We start from the raw sequence: 23,678 nt of genomic DNA on the forward strand, positions 1-23,678 counted from the left end.
TCAGAGTTCGATCAGCAATCCCGGGGTCGTCACGTCGATATGGGTGGTGAGGGCACCGCCGACCCCACCCACACAACGCCGAGTCCACTCCTCCGGGGAGAAGCTCCAGTGTCGCTGGCGGTTGACGAAGGCCCAGCGCTCCCCATCCAGGACCTGAAGCGTCGCTGCGGTGGCGACACAGGTGGCGGAAGTTGGCGCGACGGTCTGAGGCTCGACCACCAGGTGCCACGGCGCGACGCTGGGCGGATCCCGGAAACTCCCGCGGCGCTGTCCACCGACCTCGGGAAGCGCAGCGACGAGCCTGCGACCATCGGCCAACCGGGTGATCCGGGTCTCAAACAGGGCATCGTCAAAACGGGCTTGAATCGTCCCCCGAGGATCGGACGGGTCGTCCTTGACCACCCAACCCGGTCCCACGGAATTTCGTTCTCCGGATTCGGCTCGACGGGACCACCAGCCCGCCAGCTGCCGGGTCAACGCCGCGGCCTGCTCCGGAGGGAGAAGAAGGTAACGGGGATGGGAGGCACCCCCCTCAAAGTCGGCACAGCGTTGCCGAGCCACCCATACGGCGCTCCACGGATCCTGAGAACTGACGGTTATAGGTGGTGGATCGGTCTCTCCTTCGGCTTCGAACTGAACCCGCGACCAGAACCGGTCCCTGGAACGACCGGCGCGACCGCCGGTCACCTCCCAATCCTCGTCGATCCGGGCGATTTCAACCTGGCGATCTCCCATCCGAACCGACCCCGGGAGGTGTGGCCTGAGTTCCTCCTCCAGTTGTCGTAGGGGGTCGATGGGGTTGTAGGCCTGACGATGAGGGCCGACCGGCCCGTCGACCTGGGGATCGGATCGCCACGGCGCACCGCTTGACCGCTCCTCGATGAGAGATTGGGGATGCGCCGTCTCGGGGGCGGGTCCGTCGCCGGTGCCGGCGGTAAACCGGATCCGACCGTCGTCATCAACCCAACGAATCGCCGTCCCCACATCCTCGCCGTCTCGACGTTCCCATCGCCCGGCGCCGTCCCGTCGAACCGCCATCACGACGGAGTGACGACGATAGAGCTCGACATCGACGATGCCCGATCGCTCGAGCCAGCGTCGACGTCGTTGCGCTCCTTCCCGGATCGTCATGTTGCGCCACGTCGTTGTACCGTGGTTGCCAGCATCGGTGGTCCATGGTCAGTTGAGAGGAATGAAGTCATAAACGAATTTTCTAAGTTCTGATTTCCATCGACCCTAACCAGATTGTCGGCCCGCCGACGGTCGTGGCCAGGGGTTGACCATGCCTATGACAAGAGCCAACCGTCGTGTCGAAGGTCAAGTCGTGACCGATCCGTAAGGGGCCTCTGAGTAGAGTCATCCCATTGACGTCCACAAGAAACGGGGCGATGGGTTGGGCCAACCGGCCGCCCACGATCCGATCGGACTCCGTGACCCGAAACGAACCTCGGCCTCGTTTCGGATCCGTCGACGCGGACTCGATTCGCCTCACGTAGAGACCCTCTTTGATGTCGGCGATCATCCCTTTCGGATCGTCGTCGCCGGCGTCGATATAGGTCGCCCCCATTCGGGGCAGGACCGGATCTCGATAGCCGGCTCGACGGCCATGACCGTTGGACGGAACGCCCCGCTCGGCCGCCCGTCGAAGATCCAGCAACGGCTCCCCCACCCGGCCCCCTGCAATGAGTTCCACCGTTCGGGCTTCCACCCCCTGGTCGTCGAGCCTCCAGGCTCCCCGTCCGCGCCGCGGATCGTCGATCACGCGGAGCTGTGGGTGGAGTGGCGGACCGGTAGCCAACCAGCTTTGGGTGGCCACATCCCCTTCCAGAGCATGGCCCACCAGTTCGTGGACCAGGACCCCACCCATCGCAGGCCCTAGCAGAAAATTATGGGTGCCCGCAGAGGCGATCCGAACCCCTCCGGCGTCGATCACCTGCAGACCTCTCGCCATCGCCTCGGCACCGAGCGCCGCGCCCCAACCTTCGACCGACTCCAGGACGCGCTCCCGAACAGCGACAACCCCGTAGTCTGGGTGCCAGGCCTCGACTCGGACACGAGAGCCCTGACGACGATCCCGCCACGGCTCCTCTCCGCCACCGGCTCCGATGGCAATCTGATCGAATCCGACCCACCGAACACGAGCCCTGAGGTCCGCGGGACCGCCCTCAATCGCGTCGATCGCCGATTCGACTTCCCAACGCAGGGCCGGGAACTGCCGACGGAATTTCGTGGTCCAGCCGTCCTCGTCGGACGAGACCCCACTCGAACCGTGAGACGAATTCTCGGGGTCGATCCAATCGGCGACGACCGCCGGGATCTCCTCGACGCCGACCCCCGCCCGAAATCGGTGCCACGGCGACTCTTTGCTCCAGAAATCGATGGAGAGTCCGGACTGGGTGCCCACGAATTCTCGTAGTGGGCCGGATCCGGCCCCCTCGATCCAGCCATCGATTCGGCGTTCGTGGAACAGCGTGGGGGCGGTCGGAACCCGTGGCAGAGCCGCAGCCCCGACCCGGATTGCCGCCAGCCACGGACAATCGTCGTTTTTGTGGGAGTTTAGCGGATCGTCATAAGCCGTCGGTGTCACTTGAAAGCCCTAGCTGCGGCACTTATCTTCTGAATTGGAGTACCGGAGACGACTCGCCAGGGGGTCGTCCGTTGCATTTGGAACCAAGCCGATAGATCGTCGGCCGCGTTCGGGTCGGGCATGTCAGATTATACGATACTACTCATCGACTACGATCCTCGGAGCGTAGAGTCGATCAAGAAGACTCTCAAGGGAGCCGGCTACCGTGTGGCTGTGGCCTACGATGGCGAAGCGGCCATCGAGGCCTTCCACGCGATCCAACCCGATGTCACGTTTGTCGAGGCGATGCTTCCCAAGAAGCACGGATTCGAGGTCTGCCGAGAACTCAAAGAGACCGAGCACGGCGCCGATCATGCCGTGATCATCATGACGGCGTTCTACAAGGGACGGAAGTACCGACAGGAAGCCACCCACAAGCACAAATGTGACGAGTACCTGGAGAAGCCATTCAGCAACGAGATCCTCCTGGAAACCGTCAAACGGTTTCTTCCCGAGGAGATCAATCCACCGGCCCACTTGGCTATCGATCGCGCCGCGCCACCGGTGCCTGCACCCACCCCTGAACCGACTCCTGCGCCGACTCCTGCGCCGACCGTTGCACCCAAGACGCCGGGCCTCGTCGACCGTCTCGCGCTGGCGAGCGACGACGCCGACGAGATCGCCGACTACCTGGACGCTATCATGCCGGACTGAGAGCCGGCGCCGGCGGATGAACCGACGACGGCGCCCCTCAAGGAGATGGCATGCCCAAGATCACTCGCATCTATACCCGCGGTGGCGACCGCGGTGAGACCAGCCTCGTCGGCGGGCAACGGGTTCGAAAGGACACGTTGCGGATCGAAGTATTCGGAACCGTCGATGAACTGAACTCGATGTTGGGCGTGGCGCTCTCCCATGGAACCAGTAAGAAGTTGACGCCGGTCCTTCGCCGCATCCAGAACGAGTTGTTCCATCTTGGCTCGGACCTGGCGATCCTCGAGGAGGACAAGGAGACCCTGAAGGTCCCTCAGATCGAGAAGCGACATGTCGATGCCCTGGAGTCCCTGATCGACGATCTCAACGGGGAGGTAGGCGAACTGGAGAACTTTATCCTGCCCGGAGGGACACCGACCGCCGCCGCGCTCCACGTCGCGCGAACCCTCTGTCGGCGGGCGGAGCGCCTGCTCGTCACGCTGATGGGAGAAGAGGCCGTCGGGGCCCAGACCCTGCCGTATCTGAACCGCCTGTCCGATGGGTTGTTCGTGATGGCTCGCTACGAGAACCACGTGGCCGGAGTTCCCGACCCGCTTTGGGACTCGCGGGCGTAAAAGACGCCTCCGGCGCAGGAGGAGGGGCTTTTCTCTTGTGCCGGAGGCATCCAAACAGAGGGAGTGTTTCGCCTCTGCAATAAACTACGCACCGGCTCGTATTTGGTTGCAGGCAGAACTGTAAAAAGCTGTCGCCGGCGGGGCTACTGCGGCGTAATCCCCGCGCCGTCGCCGGGCATCATGAAATCGAAGGCCCGAGTCAGGACCTCTCGCAACCGGCTCCGTTCCACGACCTGATCGATCATCCCGTGCTCGAAGAGGAACTCGCTTCGCTGGAATCCCTCGGGTAGCTTTTGCCGGATCGTCTGTTCGATCACTCGCGGCCCCGCGAATCCGATCAGCGCCCGCGGCTCCGCCAGATTCAGATCTCCCAACATCGCGAAGGAGGCGGTGACACCGCCGGTCGTCGGGTCGGTCAACACGGCGATGTACGGCAGCCCGGCTTCGTCGAGACGCGCGAGCGCCGATGAGATCTTCGCCATCTGCATCAACGACAGCGCCCCTTCTTGCATCCGGGCACCACCGGAACAACTGAACACGATCAGTGGACAGCGATCGCGCAGCGCCCTCTCGGCGCAACGGGTCACCTTCTCACCGACCACACTTCCCATCGAGCCGCCCATGAAGCCGTATTCCATCACGGCGACGACGACCGGGTGGCCACCGATCTTCCCTGCCGAGGAGACGAGAGCGTCCTTCAGTCCGGTCCGTTGCTGATAGGTCTTGATGCGGTCGGAGTACTTCTTCGTGTCCGCGAAGTTCAGCGCATCCCTCGGGCCGATATCCTGGTCGAACTCGACCGACTCTCCATCGTCCAACAACATCGCCAATCGTTCCCGGGCACTGATCCTGAAGTGATAGTTGCACTTGGGGCAGACGTTGGCGTTGAGAACGACTTCCTTCTTGTAGACCATCTCCTTGCAGGCGGAGCACTTGACCCACAAACCCTCGGGCATCCGCAGTCGACGTTCGACCTGCGGCTGCTTCGGTGTCTTTTCTTTTTTGAACCACGCCATGTGCGCCCAACTGCCTCCCTGATACCCGACCTCAACCCTAACCGGCACCCATAAGTGCGTCAAGTTAGGGTGGCGGCGGAAGCGGGTGGGTCGCGAGGGCGACGTACTTCCCACTCTTGCCGAGGGTGCGGAATCGGCGACGGGTGGCGGGGTCGAGGGATTCGAAGTCCCGCCGATCGAATATCCATAGGCCCACAGGTTTCTCGGCATCGTTGACGATGTCTGACACGCCCACCAGTTCCAGCTCCACAGGGATCCGCCCACTATAGAGAGTCAGACTGGGGAGCTTCATGGCGACCCGTCGGAGGTTCGTTGTCTCGCGAATCGCTGGATAGTGCTCCACGAGATCTCGTGCCGAATGGCGTGCACCCAACTCCGGGTGTAGAAACCCGCCGATCGCCAACAGGATCGCCGCCGCGGCCGCCGCATTGGCGGTATAGATCGGCCAGACCTGTCGTCTCCAGTAACCCACCCCACCGACGATCACCATCGCGGCGAAGGCGCCGGCAACGATCCAGAGGACCTGGCGGATCGCGCCCGGGTCTTGCCGAACGCCACCCAGAACCGCCGCGGTGGCGAGGACGCCACCTTGAATGATGAGAGCTAGTTCCGGGAGACCGGGCTGGTTTCGTGCGCACTGCCGCCCGACTTGCCATGCGGCGATCATCGCGACCAGGGGTGCCAGCGGAAGAAAGTAGCTGGGCAACTTGCCCTCGCTGAAGGACAGAAGAACGGTTCCCATCAGCAGGCCTGCCAACGCGTAGCGTGTCGTGGAGGTCGCCGGGTCACGGGGGTAGCGAATGAGCCGTCCCACGGCGTGGAGCAAGGGAACCACCCAGGGGAGAAACCCCACGGCGACGACCAGGCCGTAAAACCAGAACGGTCGTGCGTGGCTCTCCTGCTCGACATATCGCTGGATCACTTCCGTGTCGAGCAGGGCGGCGACTTCTGACCAACCGAGGCGATTGCCGAATGCCACGCCCCATGGAAGGACGATCACCCCCCAACTTCCCATCCCCTTGAGGAACCCGGTGATGTTTGGGAGGAGAGGGCGACCGGTCGCCGTTCGACCCGCCAGGACGATCAGGAGGGGCAACCCGATTCCGATGGGACCCTTGGCCAGGAACGCCAGCCCCAGAAGCCCCCCGATCAGGACGCTTCGATGACGATGATCTCGCGGTAGAAGAAGATCCACGGCGACGGCCGCGAGGATATGCACCGACAGGAGGCTGTCGATCGTTCCAATCCGTCCCATGACGAACACCAGCGGCGAGGTGATGAAGATCGCCGGCGCCCAGACGGCTCCGAGACTCCCCCAACGCTTCCAGCCGATCGCCGCCACGATCCATAGAGATAGCCATGTGGAAGCGATGGCTGGGACGCGGGCCAGCCACTCGCTGAAGCCAAGATGACGGAAGAGGAACGCCTGGATCCAGTGCAAGAGAGGCGGCTTGACGACTCGCGGACGTCCCTCGAACCGGGGTACGACCAGGTCACCGCTCTCGCTCATTTCCAACGAGGTCTGGGCGAATCGCGCCTCGTCGGGGTCCATCAAGGGCGTGTCGATCGCGCCAACGGTCAACAGAACCACGGCAATGACACCGATGGACAGCAGGGCCCCGGTCAGCCACGAAGGCGCGGGATTCGTCGCGGCCTGCTGAATCATGGCGCCATTGTTCCTTGTGGGGCCGCTCGATGCAAAACCCCGGCTGTGCTACATAAAGAAGATACGATGCTCGACTGGCTCTACGGACTCCGCCACTTTGGCGTAAAGCTGGGTTTGGATAATATCCGCGCCCTGTTGGCCCATCTGGGCCGACCCGATCGACAGCTCCCCTACATCCATGTCGGCGGCACCAACGGGAAGGGATCGGTGGTCGCCATGCTGGACGCGATGCTCCGCGCCCACGGCCTGACGACCGGGATGTACACCTCTCCCCATCTCGTGCGTCCCAACGAGCGGATCCGGATAGACGGCGACGATATCGATGATCGGTCGCTGGACGAGATCCTCCGCTTCATTCGTCACGCCATCGACGAGGGATTGAGCAGCGGCGCGCTCGCGGCACATCCATCATTCTTCGAGGTGCTGACCGCCTGCGCTTTGCAGTCCTTTGCCGATCGCGGGATGCAGGCCGGCTTGCTGGAGGTCGGCCTGGGTGGACGACTGGACGCGACCAACGTCGTGGACTCGCCGGTGGCGGTGGTGGTCTCGTTGGATCTGGATCACACCAAGACCCTCGGCCCGACGCTGATGCATATCGCGTATGAGAAGGCGGGCATCGTCAAACCCGGGCAGACACTGATCAGCGGAGTCGAACAACCCGAGGGTCGATCGATCCTTGGCGATACGTGCGACGAGCGAGGTGCACGTCTGATCCGCGCGTCGGAGCAGCTGCAGGTCGTCGGCCAGGATGCAGATCGATTCTCCCTGGTCGGAGACAACCGACGCTATGACGACCTACGGGTCCGGTTGGCGGGAGACCACCAGCGATTCAACGCGCGCATCGCGGTCCTGGCGCTGGAGGAGTTCCTGAAGGTTACCGGGACCCCCATCGATGCAGGCGCCGTACGCGACGGGCTTGCGGTGGTGCGGTGGCCGGGGCGACTTCAATCGATGGCCGCAACGTCGGCTCATCCAAACCTGCTCCTGGATGCCGCACACAACCCGGCCGGGCTTGCGGCGCTGAATAGCTACCTGGCACGGACACCGCTGAAGGGGCCGGCCGTGATCGTCTTCGGTGCCACGTCGGGCAAGGATCCGGAGACGCTGTTCGCCCCCCTGGCGCGACACGCGGATCACGTCGTGTTGACGCGGCCGCTGGTGGATCGCGGGGTCGCACCGGAGAGCCTGGAGGCTGTCGCCGCCAAGCATTTCCGACGCGTCGACGTCTGCGTCTCGCAGGAATCGGCGTTGCGACAGGCCTACGACGCCGCGGGCCCTTCCGGCACGGTGCTGATCACCGGCTCCCTCTATCTGGTGGGAGATCTTCTCGGGCTGATCGAGGGGCGACCGACGACCCGATCGATCGCGATGTGAGCGTTCTTCTCTACGCGGTCGCGGCGTTCTGGTTGCTGTTTACGGTGACCGCCTTGCGAAACATGACGGCCATCCGCCCACTGCCGTCGTCGGACGACCTGGATCGACCCGCAACCGTGCCCACGGTTTCGGTGGTGATTCCCACCCGAGACGACGGCCCCTCGATCGAGGAGACGATCCGGCGATTCCTGGACCAAAGCGATGTAGATCTCCAGCTGATCGTCGTCAACGATCGTTCCACAGACGGAACCCACGAGCGACTGCAGAGCCTCGAGCGACAACATGATCGGCTAACCGCGATTTCGATCGAGACGCTGCCCGACGGTTGGTTAGGTAAGACCCACGCCTGCCACCACGGCGCCGCGCAGGCGAACGGCGAGTGGGTCTTGTTCGCCGACGCCGACACGACCGTGACCCCCGACGTCCTCTCCCGTGCCATCCGCGCGGGGCAAGCCTCGGCGGCCCACCACGTCACGCTGTTCCCCGGCGAGCAGCGGGGCACGAGGCTGGGTCACGCGGCCCTGATTCCGTTCGGGCTGTTGGTGTTGGGTCATGCCGCTCGCGCCAACCGCGACCAGCCCCTCGGTTTCAGCGGGGTCGGCGCGTTCAATCTCGTGCGGCGTGAGGCGTACGACGCCATCGGCGGGCATGAGGCTCTGCGCTACGAGGTCATCGACGACATGAAGCTGGGGATGCTCTTGCAACGGGCAGGATTCCGCACGCGGGTCTACCTGGCCCACGATTCTGTGAAGGTTCGCTGGGCCGATAGCCCGCGCGCCATGACCCGCGTCCTATCCAAGAACGGCTTCGCGATGGCCGACTACAGCGTGCTGATCAATCTGGTCGGCGTCGTGGGAGTCACGGTCCCGTGGTTGGCCGGCTGGCTGGGTTGGCTGCACATGTCGCCTGCGGGTTTTCTTGCCAGTGCGGCATTCCTGACGACGCTCTTGCCGGCGGCAGTGATCGGCTTCGCCTTGGGTTGGGGGCCCGTGCCTGTGATCCTCGCACCGTTCATGACGGTCATTATTCCGATCGCCATGCTGCGTTCGATGTGGGCGACGCTGCGAGACGGTGGCGTCCGCTGGCGTGACACGGTGTACCCGCTGGATCGTCTGCGTCGCGAAGGCGTTCCGCTCCTGCTGCGCAGGCGCTAGAGAACGCGCTACAATTCGCCGCCATGTGCGCACGAGTCGTCAAGAGTGGAGCCCCGAAGCTTCGATTGGATCCCGAACGGATCGTCGAGCGATGCGATTGGCGTGAAATCTTCGGTCGAGAAGGCCGCGTCGAAATCGAGATCGGGATCGGCAAGGGTCGTTTTCTGCTGTCCGCCGCCGAGGCCCGCCCAGAGGTCCTGCATCTCGGCGTCGAGTGGGCCAACAAGTACCTTCGGATGGCCGAGGAGCGGGCGGACCGCAGAGCGCTCGAGAACGTCCGCTTCGCACGGGTGGATGCCAACGACGTGGTGGCCCGTGGTATCCCGACCGCCAGCGTCGACGCGTACTACGTGTTCTATCCCGATCCGTGGCCGAAGAAGCGACATCGGAAACGTCGTTTCCTCCGTACGGAGAACGCGGAACATCTCGCGCGGACGCTGCGCCCCGGTGGCTGCCTCCACGTCGCGACCGATCACGACGATTACTGGGAGGCGCTGGAGCCCGTCTTCGAGGATCACGAGGCCTTCGAACGTCTCGACACGTTTGGCGGGCCCGAGTTCCCGCTGCCGGTCGATGGCCCCTTGACCAACTACGAGACGAAGTATGCGGTGGAGGGTCGGTCTCGACACCGGGCGACGTGGCGTCGCCGGTAGACCTGACGACGAGCCTCTATCGCGCGAGTTGCGGCCAAACCACGCCATAATCTCGTTGCAATTGAATAGTTTCCGCTTCCCCCCGTGAATTAGGTACGTTACCACTCAAGTATGTTTGCAAACCCTGGGGGGGGAGAGCATGAATCGACCGCAACTGCGCCAGCGGTTTGTAGCGCTCTTGTTGACGTCATTCGCGATGGTTCTGTTTTTTGGAACCGTCCGCGGGGATGCGCAGTTCGTCGAGGTAACCAGCAGCCGTGGCATCGGTCCCTATGCCCAGGAAGTAGGCTCGGGCAGTGGCATCGCAGCCGCCGACTTCGATGACGACGGCGATATCGATCTGTTCGTGCCTACCGCATCCGGGATGGCCGATCTGCTCTACCGCAATCTCGGTGACGGCAACTTCGAGGAGATCGGCGTTGCTGCCGGAGTTGCTTCGATGCAAGCCGCTCGCGGCGCATTGTGGGTGGACTACGACGGCGATCATCGACTGGATCTGGTCGTGACCAGTGACTGTTTCGAACTTCCGGGCGATTGTGCAGGATTGGCTCGTGTTCGACTCTTCCGGCAGGTTGCCGACGCGGTGTTTCAAGATGTGACCGTTGCGGCAGGCCTGGCTGGGTTGTTTCCGGAAGTTCCTGAGCCGCATTCTGCAGGCATGAGCGCCGGCGATATCAATGGGGATGGTTGGTTGGATCTGTTAATCAGTGAGTGGGCGGGTCCCACACGGCTGATGATCAACAACACCAACGGGACTTTCACGGCTGCAGGAGCCGGCTCTGGCATCCCGCAAACTGCCAATAACCACTGGCAGGCAATGATGCATGATTTCGACGGCGACGGCGCGTTGGATATTTACTCGGCGATCGATTTCAATAGCAACCATCTCTGGATCAACGACGGAACGGGTGTGTTCACCGATCAGGCAATCGCCGCAGGCGTCGATAACGTCATGAACGATATGGGACTGAGTCTTGCTGACTGGGACAATGACGGAGACTTCGACATTTACGTGACGAATGTTTATACCGTCGATAAGCACAACGTGTTTTTTCGTAACGATTCAACTTCCGGCAATCTAGTTTTCAGCGAAATCTCGCAGTCTCTTGGTGTTCATGACGGCGACTGGGGTTGGGGTACGACGGCTCTGGATGTCGACAACGACGGTTGGCTGGATATCGCAGCCACCAACGGGTTTTCACTGGGAGAATACTGGCCGATTGACCCTTCGAAACTCTTTCTTAATTCGGCAACGACGCCTCTGGCCTTTACCAATATCTCGTCTACGAGCGGATTCGACGATACTTACTGGGGCAGCTCCCTGCTGGCGTTCGATCACGACCGTGATGGAGATCTGGACCTTATCCAGACGTGCAACGGTTCTGCCGTGCAACCGCATGCATTGCGGCTCCTGGACAATCAAGGCGTTGATGCATCAACAAACAACTACATCGTGATCAAACCTCGACTGGCTGGGCCAAATCATCGGGCCATTGGCGCGGTCGTACGGATCACGATCGGTGCACTCGAGATGGCACGCCTGATCACTGCCGGAACCAGTTTTATGGGGCAGGAACCTGCGGAAGCGTTTTTTGGAATCGGTTCGGCGGTCACGGTCGATCAAATAATGGTCGACTGGCCAGACGGAACGACGACTCAGCAATCTAACGTCGCCTCCAATCAGGTACGGACGATCATCACTGAACCGGACGCCGACAGCGACGGCACGGACAACGGCGACGACTGCGCACCCCTCAACGGGCAGGCCTGGAATCCTCCGGGTGAGACGCTGGACGTCGCGTTGTCCGGGAGCGGTACAACCACGATTACCTGGAGTGCACCCGCTGTCCCTGGTGGACTTTCACTGACCTACGATACGATCGCCTCGAGTGCTGCAGACGATTTCGCCGCTGCGGCTACGTGTCTGGAATCCGCGGGCTCCGACACCCAGACCGTTGATACCGAAGCGCTTTCGCCCGGGGCGGTCCGTCACATCCTGGTTCGGGCTACAAATCCCTGTGGATCGGGCTCCGGTGGTACAACATCATTAGGGGTAACTCGTGCACTCTTGGAGTGCCCATAAGTCCTTCCCCGATTGGCGGGAAGTTCGGGAACCTCAACACCGCGCGACGTGGCGTCGCCGGTAAGTTTTCCGTGTGTTACCCTGCTGCCTTCGACCTGCAGGGGAGTAGCTCAATTGGCAGAGCACCGGTCTCCAAAACCGGGGGTTGCAGGTTCGATTCCTGTCTCCCCTGCCAGCAAGTCGCCGACTATCGGCGCAGCGCTTCAAGCCGGTTCTGACCCTGACGCATCGCCGACTCGCGTCCCATTTCTCGCATCACATTGACGTAGAACGACCAGGTCTCGGTGGAATTGGGGGCCAGCAGGACGGCGCTCTCGGCCCGCTCTGCCGCAACCTCCCACTGACCGTCGGCGGCCAGGACCATCCCCCAGTTGACCTGGAGGTCCGCGCTCTCGGGTTCCAGCGACGCGGCCTGTTCGAAACGCCGCATCGCGGCATCCCTGCGCCCACGCGCAAAATCGACGCGCCCGGCTTCGGCGAGGGCGCCGACATGGGTCGGGTCCGTGGCGAGGATGTCTCCGAACAGATCCGACGCCTCGTCATGATCGCCACGGGCCAACACGATCTGGCCGAGAGTGAGGGAGGCCTCCGGATCGGAGGGCGCAAGTTCGAGGGCACGTCGCAACGAGGGTTCGGCGTCGTCGAATCGGCCGATATTGAACATGTTCTTTCCGCGAAAGAAATGAACGTCACGACTCTCTAACCCCTCGTCGAGGGTCTTCGCAAACAGCACCTCCGCACGTTCATGCATGGCCATGCGCTGGCTGCCGGGCGCCTCGTCGGCCAGGAGAAACAAAGCACGCGCCTCGTGATAGGCCTGCTCGCCGGCAGACAGCGTCGCGAAGCTATCGGGAAACACCGGTTCGATGTCGAACTCCGTTCGGTGGTCCTTTACCTTCACGTCGATGTTGGTACGAATCCAGTGATCCGTGAACTCCGTGAAGCGCTGATCGTCGGGTTCCGCGCGACGCATGTGGCACTGCACACAGTCGTCGGCCAGCGGTTCGGTGGCGGCTCGTGCCGCCGGATCCGCAAGGCAACTCTCTAGCTCGTGACACGAGAGACAACGTCGTTGAAACAAGTCTTGTGGGCGATCGGCGTCGTAGGTCGTGACGTGGGGATCATGACAGGTCACACACTCCAGCCTACCGGCACTCTCCGTGAAACATCGACTTAGCAGCATCCGATCCGCCTGCGCCGAGAGACCGAAATCCCACTCCGTGGGTTGTCGATAGCGGAACGGCACCATGACATCGAGCAAAGGTGTACCCGGTCGATAGTCGGCAAGTTGCGAGCCGTGACGTGAGACCCGTTCCGTCGCACGGGCGTCGCCGAGATGGCACTGGTAACAGATCTCGTTGCGCCCCGTGGCGTCCAGTCGGCGCGGGTGAACGATGGAAGGGTCGACCCCGCCGTCGGGTGTGTGGTCCCCGTCACTCCAGCGGTCGGCGTGGAGCGAACCCGGACCGTGGCAACGTTCACAATCGATCCCGTGAGGGATCGGTTCACGGAAGCGATTGCGCTCGCCCTCCTCAGCCACCATCACGGCGTTGTGACAGAACACGCAGGATTGAGATGTCTCGCGCACGAAATGCTCGTTGTGCTTATCGAAGCCTGGACAGAAATCCCAGGCTTCCGTCTGCGGATACCAACAGACCGGTGCCTGGAATAACCGTCCCTCTCGTTCCAGCACGTAGCCCCGACTGTGATGGTTGGACCCGACCCAGTAGATCAGTCGATGCTCGACGACGTTGTAGGGTCGCGACTGGCCGTCCAACAGCGACTCCCGTTGGAAGTACTGACCGTCTCGCTCGGTCATCGTGTAGTGAAGTCCGCCGGTCTCATCGACAAATGTGTTGTTGTCCACGAAGTCGGCGCGAATCATCCCGGCCTCCATCGGCCCAAAGGATCGTCCCATCCCGGTCGCCGAGAACGTGGCCGCCTTACCGAGATGACACGAGCGACAGCTCTGGAGCCCGACGTACTGGATCGACGCGGCGTCGGCTCCGGTCGTCGCCGTGTTCTCGAGCGAGGCGACATAGCGGGCCGGTGTCGTCGGGCCGCCGGTGCTGCAGCCCACGATCGTCAGCGTCACGAGCAGACCCGTGGCGAGGAATTTCCCGGCGGTCGGCGATTTTCCTGCGGGGCGGGTGTTCATCCCTTCCTCTCTACCCCGATATCGACGGCAGGGCAAGCCCTCGACATGGGAGGAACGGGGCGTTTCCGCTACAATTTAGTGGGCGTCCAGACTCAACCAGAAAACCTGGCCGGGACCTCGGGGCGTCCCCGACGAGGAGAAAGATGCGTTTCGAGAGCAGCTATGTTCCCTACGGCGGCTACTGGAGCACTCCCTTCTGCAAGTGGCAGGGTAACCTCGCCAATGTCCATGCGATCTCGCTTGCGGCCCAGGCGACACGACATGCTCTGGAGCAACGGAAGATCTCTGCAGAGGTCTTCGACAGCATCGTGCTGGGTACGACGGTTCCGCAGAAGAGCGGCATGTACGGCGGCCCGTGGTTGTCGGCGCTGATCGGCAACGACAAGATCAGTGGGACGATGGTCTCGCAGGCCTGCGCCACCGGAGCCCGAGCGCTGGCAACCGCCGCCGGCGAAGTGGAGACCTCCGGCTCTCGATCGGTCCTCAGTGTCACCGCAGACCGTTGCAGCAACGGCCCCCACATCTACTACCCCAATCCTGCGGGCCCCGGTGGCACCGGGCAGAAAGAAGATTGGGTCATGGATAGCTTCGGCAACGACCCCTGGGCAAGGAATGCGATGCTTCAGACGGCCGAGAATGTGGCAAAAGAGTCCGAGATCAGCCGAGAGGAACAGGATCGTTGCACGCTGATCCGCTACAATCAATACAAAGACGCACTCGCCGACAATCGCGCGTTCCAGAATAGGTACATGATCTCCCCCTTCGAAGTGAAGGATGCCCGCGGTCGCAAGACCCTGGCCAGCGTCGAGACGGACGAGGGCGTGTTCGAGACGTCGGCGGATGGCCTGGCGGCGCTGCGACCGGTGATGCCCGACGGAACCGTGACCTTTGGAAGTCAGACCCATCCGGCGGACGGCAATTGCGGCATCGTCGTCTCGACGAGAGAGCAAGCGAAGGAACTCTCCCGGGACGACAAGATCGAGGTCCAACTCGTGTCGTACGGGCAGGGCCGCACGAAGAAGGGCTTCATGGCGAAGGCCACCGTGCCCGCCGCCCGCGCGGCGCTCGACTCGGCCGGGATCGGAATCAAGGACGTGTCCGTCGTCAAGACGCACAACCCGTTCGCGGTCAACGACATCTACTTTGCGCGAGAGATGGGTCTGGAGATTGAAGGATTCAATCGCTTCGGGTCAAGCTTGGTCTTCGGTCACCCGCAGGGTCCTACCGGCACGCGGCTCGTGATCGAGATGATCGAAGAGCTGGCAATGAACGGCGGCGGGCATGGCCTCTTCGTGGGTTGCGCAGCAGGCGATACGGCGGCAGCCGTCGTCGTGAAAGTTAATTGACTGACTCGAAATTAATGGACGCGGATGCGAAGCGACACGCCGCGCAGTTTGGGTAGTTAGTGTTTCTGGCTCAGGGAGGAGAACCATTCGGAGGGCTTGGTCATGGCACAAAAGACCGATCCGAACCGTAGATTCCTAACAACCTCGGAGGTCGCGGATTACTGCGCGGTCAGCAACGACGGTGTCCTCAAGTGGATCAAGTCGGGAAAACTTCTGGCGTTCTGCACGCCTGGTGGACACTATCGCGTCCTGGCGACGGAATTCCGAAATTTCCTGGCCAAGTTCGAGATGCCCGTCGATGAATCGTTCTTCCGAGGGAGCGCGGTCCCACGGACGGCGATGGTGGTCGACGACGATGCCGATATTCGCACTCTGATTTCACGCTGGCTGCTCGAGATCCAGCCGGACATCGTCGTCGAACAGGCAGAGGACGGCTACGATGCCGGAATCAAGGCCGGCGAGTTGATGCCGGACCTGATCATCGTCGACATCATGATGCCCAACGTGGACGGGATCCAACTCTGTCGCTCGCTTCGCAATCATGACGCGACCCGCAATGCGGGTATCATGGCGATCACCGGTGGCGACACCGAGCGTGTTCGACGGATGATGGACGCTGGAGCTGATGTATGCCTCATGAAGCCGCTCGACCAGGATGAGTTTCGTGACGAAGCACGCAGGCTCCTGGGGCCACGATCTCAGACCCGGCAGGAGGCGCCGCGGCGCCGTTCCGGCAGCTAAGCCTGACCGACGGTTCTCTTGGCAGTAACGGAAGAGCGTTCAGGCGGCTCCCTGGGGACGTTCGCCGGCGTCTTCACGCCCAGCGTGCTGACGATCCTGGGCATCATCCTCTTTCTGCGCCTGGGCTACGTCGTCGGTGCCGCCGGTCTCGGTCGCGCGCTGGTCATCATCCTGATCGCCAACACGATCTCGATCCTGACGAGCATCAGCCTCTCCGCCATCGCGACGAATCTCCGAGTACGCGGCGGCGGCGACTACTACCTGATCTCGCGAACCCTCGGTATCGGGTTCGGCGGGGCGCTGGGCATCGTCCTGTTCCTTGCCCAGTCCGTCTCGATCGCGTTCTACGCCATCGGCTTCGGTGAGGCGGTCTCGGTTCTCGGTGGCCTGACTGCCGCCTGGGCGCCGCAGGCCATCGCGGCAGCCGCGGTTGCAATGCTGTTCACGCTCGCCTGGCTGGGATCCGATTGGGCGACGCGGTTTCAGTACGTCGTCATGGGCGTTCTCGTGGCGGCCATCGTCGCGTTCTTCGTCGGTGCGTTCGAGGCCTGGGACGGACAACTGCTCCAGCAGAACTTCGGGCCGGGCGTCGGCCCACCGTTCTGGGTGATCTTTGCGATCTTCTTCCCTGCGGTCACCGGCTTCACCCAGGGCGTCAGCATGTCCGGGGACCTGAAGAACCCGGGGCGCTCGCTACCGACCGGGACGTTTCTTGCCGTCGGAATCTCGATCGTCGTCTATCTGGCGGTCGCCTTCGCGTTCGCCGCCACCGTTCCCGGTCACGAACTGGTTTCTGACTTCGGCGCGATGCGGCGCGTCTCGTCGGTGGCCTGGCTCGTCGACGCCGGTGTCATCGCGGCGACCTTGTCCTCGGCCCTCGCGTCGTTCCTCGGAGCGCCGCGAATCCTGCAGTCTCTCGCCCGAGATCGCGTGTTCCCTCTCCTGACACCCTTCGCGCTGGGTCACGGCGCCAATGAGAACCCGCGTCGAGGGGTGCTGTTTTCTCTGGTGATCGCAAGCGCCACGATTGCCATCGGCCAGTTGAACCTGATCGCACCGATTGTCTCGATGTTCTTCCTCATCTCGTACGGTCTTCTCAATTACGCAACCTGGTACGAGGCTCGCGCCAACAGTCCTTCTTTCCGACCCCGCTTCCGCTGGTTCAATCAGCGACTCAGTCTCGCCGGTGCCATCGCCTGCGCCGGCGTCATGCTGGCGATCCAACCGCTGGCCGCCGTCGGTGCCGTGGCCGTCCTCTACGGCATCCACCAGTACATCCGGCGTCGTGGGGGGGTCGAACGCTGGGCGGATAGCGAACGATCTCATCGTATGCAAAGAGTCCGAGATGACCTTCACGCCATCGCACACGACTCCGTCCAACAACGCGATTGGCGACCGGTGATCCTGGCATTCACCGATGATCCACGTCGTCGCAGACGTCTTGCACGATTCGCCTCGTGGCTCGAGGGCAACAGTGGCTATACGACGATGGTCAAACTGTTGTTCGATCGAGCGGGCCCCAGAGCGGAGGAAGAGCGACAGGAGGTCGAGAAGACGATTCGCAAGGAACTGCGTGACGCCAACGTCCCGGTCTTCTCAAGAACGATCCTGGCCGCCGATGTCGATCGAGAACTGGGAGTCCTCCTGCAATCCCACGGGATCGGCCCCCTGTGGGCGAATACCGTTCTCCTCAACTGGTACGACCACAACGACGATGTGCCCGATCGTCCGGGCCTGGCCTCCTACGGGCGGTACGTGCGCACCGCCCTCCGCAACGACTGTCACGTCGTGCTGCTGGCGGCGGGGCCCAACGATTTCGCCGCCATCGAGCAGACGAAACCGTCAAAGCGGCGGATCGACGTCTGGTATCGCGAGAACGCCACCGGCAACTGGATGGTCTTGATGAGCTATCTGATGACGCGGAGTCGTCATCTGGAGGCCGCACGCATCCGCCTTTTCGTACCGGCCAACCCCGACGAGGACCCGGAAGATCAGATCCGCCGCGTTCGCGAGGAGCTGGGACACGCGCGCATCGATGCCGAGCCGATCATCGTGGCGGACCCGACCGTCGAGATGATCATCGAGCGTTCGGGAGACGCGTCGGTGGTGCTCGCGCCGTTTGCCTTGCAGGATGACAGACCCATCAGCGCGATCGAAGGGTCGATGGACGATCTGGCCCGCGAGGTAGGCGTGCTCGCGTTCGTGCTCGCCTGTTCGGAGCTCGACCTCGATACGGATCCCGAGAGTGGTCGACCTGCAGAGATCGCGAAGGCGGTCGACGCTCAGGAGCAGGCGGACAAGACCTCAAAGAAGATCGAAGAGACACTTCGCGTGACCGAGCAAGAGTTGGTGGAGCTGGAGGCCTCGCATGTCGCCGCCCTGGAGGATCCTGCGCTGAGCGATTCGCTCCCCGCAGTCGTGTCGCAACTGAAAGCGACTCGCGAGAACGTCGAGAAGCTTCGTCGCCGCCTTGCGAAGGCTCAGGTCAAGGCGACATCGGCGTCGCGAGAGAAGGAAGAACTCATCGGCGAGGATGAAGACGGTGAGGCTCCACGATGACCTTGAGCGACTCCCCTGCATTTGCGGTGAGCTGAAACCCCTGCCCCGTTTCGGCCAGCGACAATCGGTGACTGACCATTCCGTCGACGTCGATCTCCCGAGTTGCGATCGCGTCCAGCGCCTGTCGCATCTCCGTCGGTGGTCCTGCGTAGGAGAACACCAGCGAGATTCCACGCTTCCACAAGTCGTTGAGTGGAAGATCCGCGTTGCGGCCCGGTGCCGGTGTCGCGAAGACCAGGATCGAACCACCTGGCGCAACAAGCCGTAACGCCTGAGCAAACGCGGCATCGGCGCCGGTGCAGATCACCACACGATCGACGAGACGGCCGTTGTTGGCATCACGCACGGCGTCCACGATGGGATCACGCGCGTCGAAGACCCGTTGAGCCGAGAATCGCGTTGCCATCTCCATACGGTACGGATGAACATCGGCGGCGAATAGACGCTTGATACCTCGAGACCCGGCCCACTGAAGGTGGAGGATCCCGGAGATTCCCGAGCCCAGCACCAGGACGCTGTCGTCGGAATCCACGCCGACACTTGCCAGTCGTTGTCCACGGATGACACAGGCCAGCGGTTCCACGAAGGACGCCTGAACGAAACTGACGTCGTTCGGCAGTTTGAATGTCCCCAGGCGTACGTTGATCTCCGGCAGACGAACGAACTCGCTGAAGCCGCCGGGATCAAACCTCGTGCGGTGCAGGGTCTCGCACACGTGTTGAGAACCCCGGCGACAGTCGCGACAGTTGCCGCACGGCACGTGGTGCGTGGTGCAGACGCGATCGCCGACGGCGAAATCCGTCACACCCTCTCCTACCGACTCGACGATGCCGCTGATCTCGTGGCCGAGGACGAGGGGTGCCTGAGGCTGCCGGTACCACTCCATGACATCGGAACCACATATGCCGCTGGCCTCGACCCGAACCAGAAGCTCCCCGTTCGAGATCGATGGCCGCTCTCGCTCCTCGAGACGGATATCGTCGTTCCGGTGGTAGACGGCGACCTTCATGCTGCCCATTTCGGGATCTATCCTTTTTCCGCCCGATAGATTTCGAGGGCGTCCTTCACATCGACACCCTCGTGGACCACCGCGCGCACCGCGCGGATCATCCCCACGGGGCAGTCGGACTGGAAGATATTGCGACCCATGTCGACGCCCGACGCGCCGTCGGCAATGGCACGGTGCGCCAGCTCGATCGCGGCACGTTCTTCGATCTTCTTTCCGCCGGCGATGACGATCGGCACCGGCGTGCCACGCACGATCTCGTCGAAACCGTCGCAGTGATAGGTCTTCACCATATCGGCGCCGAGCTCCGCCGCGATCCGGCACGCCAGACCGAGATAGCGCGCGTCGCGGGTCATCTCTTTCCCGACGGCGGTCACGGCCAGTACGGGCAGACCGTAGCGGCGCCCCGCGTCGACCAGTTTTGCCAGGTTCAGCAGGGTCTCGCGCTCACCCTCCGCACCGACAAAGATCGAGAGCGTGATCGCACTTACGTTTAGTCGGATCGCATCCTCGATCGCGACGGTCAGTCCTTCGTTCGAAAGATCCGTCAGGATGCTGGTGCCACCTGACATCCGTAGGACGATCGGAATGTCCGTCTGCGAAGGCACGCAGCGACGCAGGACGCCCCGTGTCAACATCAGAGAATCCGCGTAGGGCAAGAGCGGCTCGATGGTTTCACCCGGTCGCTCGAGTCCCGATGTCGGTCCAAGAAAATATCCGTGGTCGATGGCGAGCATCACCGTCCGACCGGTCTCCGGCTTCAGGATGCGATTCAATCGATTGTCGAGTCCCCAGTCCATCATCGTCTCCTCATGGGTGGTGCAGATCTACCATGGACGTGACCAGCGCGTCCCCAGCCCCGGACCGGCGACGATCGCCTGGACCAGCAGGCGGCGGGTCCCAAGCGTCCAACCTCGGAACTCGGGCTCGTTGGGGAACAGGATGACCTGCCCACGGCCGACGCCCTCGCGGGTCAGGTAGGCCGTCTGTGCCCAGCGTCCGGCGGCCTCCGGCCACAGCAGACCACCGAGATGCAACTGATCCACCTCGGCGAATCGTGCGGCGACCTGTACGGGCTGGGTGGCAACCAGCGTGTCCCGACTGTTGATCAGTGCCGGAATGGAATCCCCAAGACCCCAGTTCAGCCAGATCTGCTGGTCCAGTTCGATACGCAAGAAAACGCCACGTGGTGCAAACCTCCGGAGCCGCGCATCCGCCTCGGCGAGGGCCTCCTTGGAAGGCGCCGACTTGCCGTCGGCGAGATAGGGTTTCAACCAGGCCCCGAGGGCGACCGGTGGGTTCGCTGCGGCACCTTGTGGCGTGCCAATGGTGAATGGCTTTGCGCCCGCGCCGATGGCGGGTGCCACATCGTAGGGAGAAAGACGCGTCACCTTCGCGACCGGAGCCGCCGCTTTCTTGCTGTCTCCGGTTGCGGGCTTCTTGGGGGGCGCCGGAGGGCGAATCCCCGTGGCGCGAAATCCGCCCGCTCGTTGCGCGTCTTCCGCATCAATTCCGAGGACGACAGGCGGAAATTTGTCGAGAGCCTGGCTACGTAGCCTCGTCTGCGTCAGACCACTGCTCTCGTTGGCCAGGTACGTGGCACCGTTGCCGATCCCGATGGCGGTGCCGCCGGACTCGATCCAGCGTCGCAGTCGATCCATCCCCGATTCGCCCAGAATCGCCTGATACGACCCAAAGGACGACGGGAAGACGAGGACGTTGTAACGATCGAGATCCGTCGAGTTGAACCTCCCGATATCGAGGCCGGAGAATCGGAGCGCCAGATCCTCATCCAGGAGTCGCCACAGCGCACCGTAAGAAGTTGGACTGATCGGTGATCCCGTCAACACGGCGACACGTGGCTCGACCAGCGAACGAAAATGCGAACCGCCGAGGTCCGGGCCTGCCTGCGCCTTGAACGTATCCACGCCTACGATGACGGTGCTCCAGCGCTCGGCAACCTGACGCAGCTGATCGGGCAGGTCGTCGGGGTTGTCCTCGACGGGAATCACGATCGCACCGCGATCGTACGAAACGTCACCGACCCGAAACGGCTTCTCGCCCATCTGCGTCCGAATTCCCCGCTGCAGCAGGTCGACCAGCGCCGAGCGAGACGCATCGCGGGTTCCGTCGATCACGTAGACAACCGCGCCATTGACATCCCGGAACGCCCCCGTGTCGACCGGCAACGCATCGTCGTTCCACGAACCCTGGGGCGCACGCGCCGTCCAATACGCATCGACGCCGTAGTTGAAGGGCATGGACCAACCCGTGGTCTCGTAGAGCCGGGTCCCCTTTCCGCGCTCCAGATGCTCTCGCTCCTCTCGGAAGAACGCAGCGTCCATCGGTAAGTGGGGATCCAGCAACTGTCGCACGAGGAGACCGGCCGGCTGGTCGAGTCCAACCCACCACAATCGAGTGCCGGCTTCGGGAACCACCGTCCCACCGGTCCGACCATCGACGAGACCCGGCACGGTGCCACCGGCGGCGTTGGACTGGACCTCGATTCCCTGACGACGCAGCAGATCGACGAGTTTGCGGGTTCGTTCCGGGTGGCGTCCTTCCGGGAGCACCCAGCCCCGTATCGTTCCGCCCTTTCCCTGCTCGATGACGGCGCGCCGATCGGCGACGAAGTCGGCGAGGATCTCTACTCGGTTGTCCATCAACGTTGTCAGATTCGAGAGTGAACTGGTGGCCTGATGTTCGACCGCCTGCGGATAGCTGCGCGTCCCCCCGGAACGTTTCTTGACATGGGTACCGCTCGTTCGGGACATCTCGTAGAGGATGCCGACCGCGCCGCGATACATGGCCCACGACGATCCGTAGCCGGGGAAGAACTCCTCGTTCCATTCGCGTGTGAAGTATCCGTAGCCACGTTCGTCGAGCGCCCGTGCCTGATCTGCGGCGAAGTGATCGGCCCACTTCATATTGTTGTTGGGCAGGTGCGGATTGAACGGATGACGCGGCGGCGAGAATAGATAGCTGCTGTTGGCACCCATCTCGTGACTGTCGACCATCAGCTGTGGGTTCCAGCGTGCGATCCACTCCGTCCGCGTGCTCTCGGGATGCACCTGACTGAACCAGTCTCGGTTCAGGTCGAACAGGTAGTGGTTGCCCCGTCCCCATGGCCAGACGGTGCTATGGGAGAGGTCGTCCAGGTCCGGGTTGGGCGTCCGATGGGCGAACGCCGCCGTCAACGCCAGGTAGCGATCGCGGCCGTCGGGGTTCTCGGCGGGATCGATGAGAACGACCAACTCTTCGCGGATGCGTCTGGATCGTTCGTCCTCCCCCGCCACAAGTCGATAGGCCACAGCGGCGGCGGCATCGACGCTGCTCAGTTCATCGCCGTGGATTCCGTAACCGAGCCAGGCGACGGCCCTTGCGCCATCGAGCGTGGCCGAGTCTTCGGAGCCGGCTCGTCCTCGCGGGTCCATTCGCTGCTCGTGGGCGACACGAAACGTCTCGAGATCCGCGATGACATCTTCGTCCGATACGACGAAGACGATCATCGGTCGATTCTCGTGACTCCGTGCGTATTCCTGGATCGTCGCTCGGTCGGAGGAGTCTGCCAGTTGTTGGAGATACGTCAGGAGTTCGTGATGTCTCAGCGGACGCGCGCCGTGGGCGAACCCGATCACGCTCTCCTGGGTCGGGATTTCGGGATCGAACGTGGCATCCGGAAAGAGCCGGGCCGGAGAGAACCCGGCCTGCTGAGCCTCGGGAATCGCCGCCGCGACCGAAGTAAGCCCGAGCGTAAGAACGCAAAGAGCGACCAGAGCGAGAGTTCGAGACATGCCGGCTCCTGACCCGTGAGGGAGTGAGCCGTTATTCTAGCGAATCGGTCCAACGTGGCCCGTTGATTGCGGCTTGTTGTCCGGACACCGGACGGTCGATCGTCCGCCGGCGGACAGTCCGGCAGTTAGAGGGTCAGATTCCGGGGAGTTTCGGGGTCTGATGCTGGTACCGGACTCGCAGTGGGTCCGCTGCGATGCTCCGCCCATGCCAGCCGATCGATGGCAGACGATCCG

The 23,678-nt window shown here is 62.9% G+C and carries 17 protein-coding genes and 1 tRNA gene; 10 read left to right on the top strand and 8 right to left on the bottom strand.

Annotated features, from left to right (window positions below; genetic code table 11):
* On the bottom strand, positions 1-1,131 hold the full coding sequence (locus OES25_12230) for a hypothetical protein (GenBank protein ID MDH3628403.1): 1,131 nt from the start codon (positions 1,129-1,131) through the stop codon (positions 1-3).
* A gap of 82 nt (positions 1,132-1,213) precedes the next feature.
* Positions 1,214-2,587: a TldD/PmbA family protein gene (locus OES25_12235; protein ID MDH3628404.1), complete on the bottom strand. Its 1,374-nt coding sequence runs from the start codon at positions 2,585-2,587 to the stop codon at positions 1,214-1,216.
* A 120-nt stretch (positions 2,588-2,707) separates the two neighbouring features.
* Between OES25_12235 and OES25_12240 the strand changes: the two genes are divergently transcribed.
* Positions 2,708-3,280, top strand: a complete 573-nt coding sequence (locus OES25_12240) for a response regulator (protein ID MDH3628405.1) — start codon at positions 2,708-2,710, stop codon at positions 3,278-3,280.
* 50 nt (positions 3,281-3,330) lie between these two features.
* Complete coding sequence (locus tag OES25_12245; protein ID MDH3628406.1) at positions 3,331-3,894, top strand: cob(I)yrinic acid a,c-diamide adenosyltransferase; 564 nt, start codon at positions 3,331-3,333, stop codon at positions 3,892-3,894.
* 143 nt (positions 3,895-4,037) lie between these two features.
* Here the strand turns inward: OES25_12245 and accD are convergent, their stop codons facing one another.
* Both accD and OES25_12255 read right to left on the bottom strand, forming a co-directional pair.
* On the bottom strand, positions 4,038-4,910 hold the full coding sequence (gene accD, locus OES25_12250; GenBank protein ID MDH3628407.1) for an acetyl-CoA carboxylase, carboxyltransferase subunit beta: 873 nt from the start codon (positions 4,908-4,910) through the stop codon (positions 4,038-4,040).
* A 64-nt stretch (positions 4,911-4,974) separates the two neighbouring features.
* Complete coding sequence (locus tag OES25_12255; protein ID MDH3628408.1) at positions 4,975-6,576, bottom strand: glycosyltransferase family 39 protein; 1,602 nt, start codon at positions 6,574-6,576, stop codon at positions 4,975-4,977.
* Between the two features lie 66 nt (positions 6,577-6,642).
* Between OES25_12255 and OES25_12260 the strand changes: the two genes are divergently transcribed.
* The 5 genes from OES25_12260 to OES25_12280 all read left to right on the top strand — a co-directional run bounded on the left by OES25_12260 (position 6,643) and on the right by OES25_12280 (position 12,015).
* A complete protein-coding gene (locus OES25_12260; protein MDH3628409.1) occupies positions 6,643-7,950 on the top strand; it encodes a bifunctional folylpolyglutamate synthase/dihydrofolate synthase in 1,308 nt (435 codons plus the stop codon).
* On the top strand, positions 7,947-9,104 hold the full coding sequence (locus OES25_12265) for a glycosyltransferase family 2 protein (GenBank protein MDH3628410.1): 1,158 nt from the start codon (positions 7,947-7,949) through the stop codon (positions 9,102-9,104). Before OES25_12260 ends, OES25_12265 begins: the two co-directional genes overlap by 4 nt.
* Positions 9,105-9,127: 23 nt before the next feature.
* On the top strand, positions 9,128-9,757 hold the full coding sequence (gene trmB, locus OES25_12270; GenBank protein ID MDH3628411.1) for a tRNA (guanosine(46)-N7)-methyltransferase TrmB: 630 nt from the start codon (positions 9,128-9,130) through the stop codon (positions 9,755-9,757).
* Between the two features lie 139 nt (positions 9,758-9,896).
* Positions 9,897-11,840, top strand: coding sequence for a CRTAC1 family protein (locus tag OES25_12275; GenBank protein ID MDH3628412.1), 1,944 nt, complete (start codon positions 9,897-9,899; stop codon positions 11,838-11,840).
* A gap of 99 nt (positions 11,841-11,939) precedes the next feature.
* Positions 11,940-12,015: transfer RNA gene (locus OES25_12280), tRNA-Trp, on the top strand.
* 12 nt (positions 12,016-12,027) lie between these two features.
* Here the strand turns inward: OES25_12280 and OES25_12285 are convergent.
* On the bottom strand, positions 12,028-13,998 hold the full coding sequence (locus OES25_12285; protein MDH3628413.1) for a tetratricopeptide repeat protein: 1,971 nt from the start codon (positions 13,996-13,998) through the stop codon (positions 12,028-12,030).
* A gap of 143 nt (positions 13,999-14,141) precedes the next feature.
* Between OES25_12285 and OES25_12290 the strand changes: the two genes are divergently transcribed.
* The 3 genes from OES25_12290 to OES25_12300 all read left to right on the top strand — a co-directional run bounded on the left by OES25_12290 (position 14,142) and on the right by OES25_12300 (position 18,644).
* The gene (locus OES25_12290) at positions 14,142-15,344 is read left to right on the top strand and encodes a thiolase family protein (GenBank protein ID MDH3628414.1); all 1,203 of its coding nucleotides are present in this window, start codon (positions 14,142-14,144) and stop codon (positions 15,342-15,344) included.
* Positions 15,345-15,446: 102 nt separating this feature from the next.
* On the top strand, positions 15,447-16,085 hold the full coding sequence (locus tag OES25_12295; GenBank protein MDH3628415.1) for a response regulator: 639 nt from the start codon (positions 15,447-15,449) through the stop codon (positions 16,083-16,085).
* An 18-nt stretch (positions 16,086-16,103) separates the two neighbouring features.
* Positions 16,104-18,644: an amino acid permease gene (locus OES25_12300; GenBank protein MDH3628416.1), complete on the top strand. Its 2,541-nt coding sequence runs from the start codon at positions 16,104-16,106 to the stop codon at positions 18,642-18,644.
* Here OES25_12300 and OES25_12305 read toward each other — a convergent pair.
* The 3 genes from OES25_12305 to OES25_12315 are packed head-to-tail and all read right to left on the bottom strand — an operon-like array spanning position 18,607 to position 23,444.
* Positions 18,607-19,662 (bottom strand): alcohol dehydrogenase catalytic domain-containing protein, encoded by a 1,056-nt coding sequence (locus tag OES25_12305; GenBank protein ID MDH3628417.1) that lies wholly within the window; start codon positions 19,660-19,662, stop codon positions 18,607-18,609. The two genes, OES25_12300 and OES25_12305, sit on opposite strands and share 38 nt — an antisense overlap.
* A gap of 8 nt (positions 19,663-19,670) precedes the next feature.
* The gene (gene lsrF / locus OES25_12310) at positions 19,671-20,450 is read right to left on the bottom strand and encodes a 3-hydroxy-5-phosphonooxypentane-2,4-dione thiolase (GenBank protein MDH3628418.1); all 780 of its coding nucleotides are present in this window, start codon (positions 20,448-20,450) and stop codon (positions 19,671-19,673) included.
* A 27-nt stretch (positions 20,451-20,477) separates the two neighbouring features.
* On the bottom strand, positions 20,478-23,444 hold the full coding sequence (locus OES25_12315) for a M14 family zinc carboxypeptidase (protein ID MDH3628419.1): 2,967 nt from the start codon (positions 23,442-23,444) through the stop codon (positions 20,478-20,480).
* Between the last annotated feature and the right edge of the window lie 234 nt (positions 23,445-23,678).

The organism is Acidobacteriota bacterium (assembly GCA_029861955.1).
Taxonomy (GTDB): Bacteria; Acidobacteriota; Polarisedimenticolia; order Polarisedimenticolales; family Polarisedimenticolaceae; genus JAOTYK01.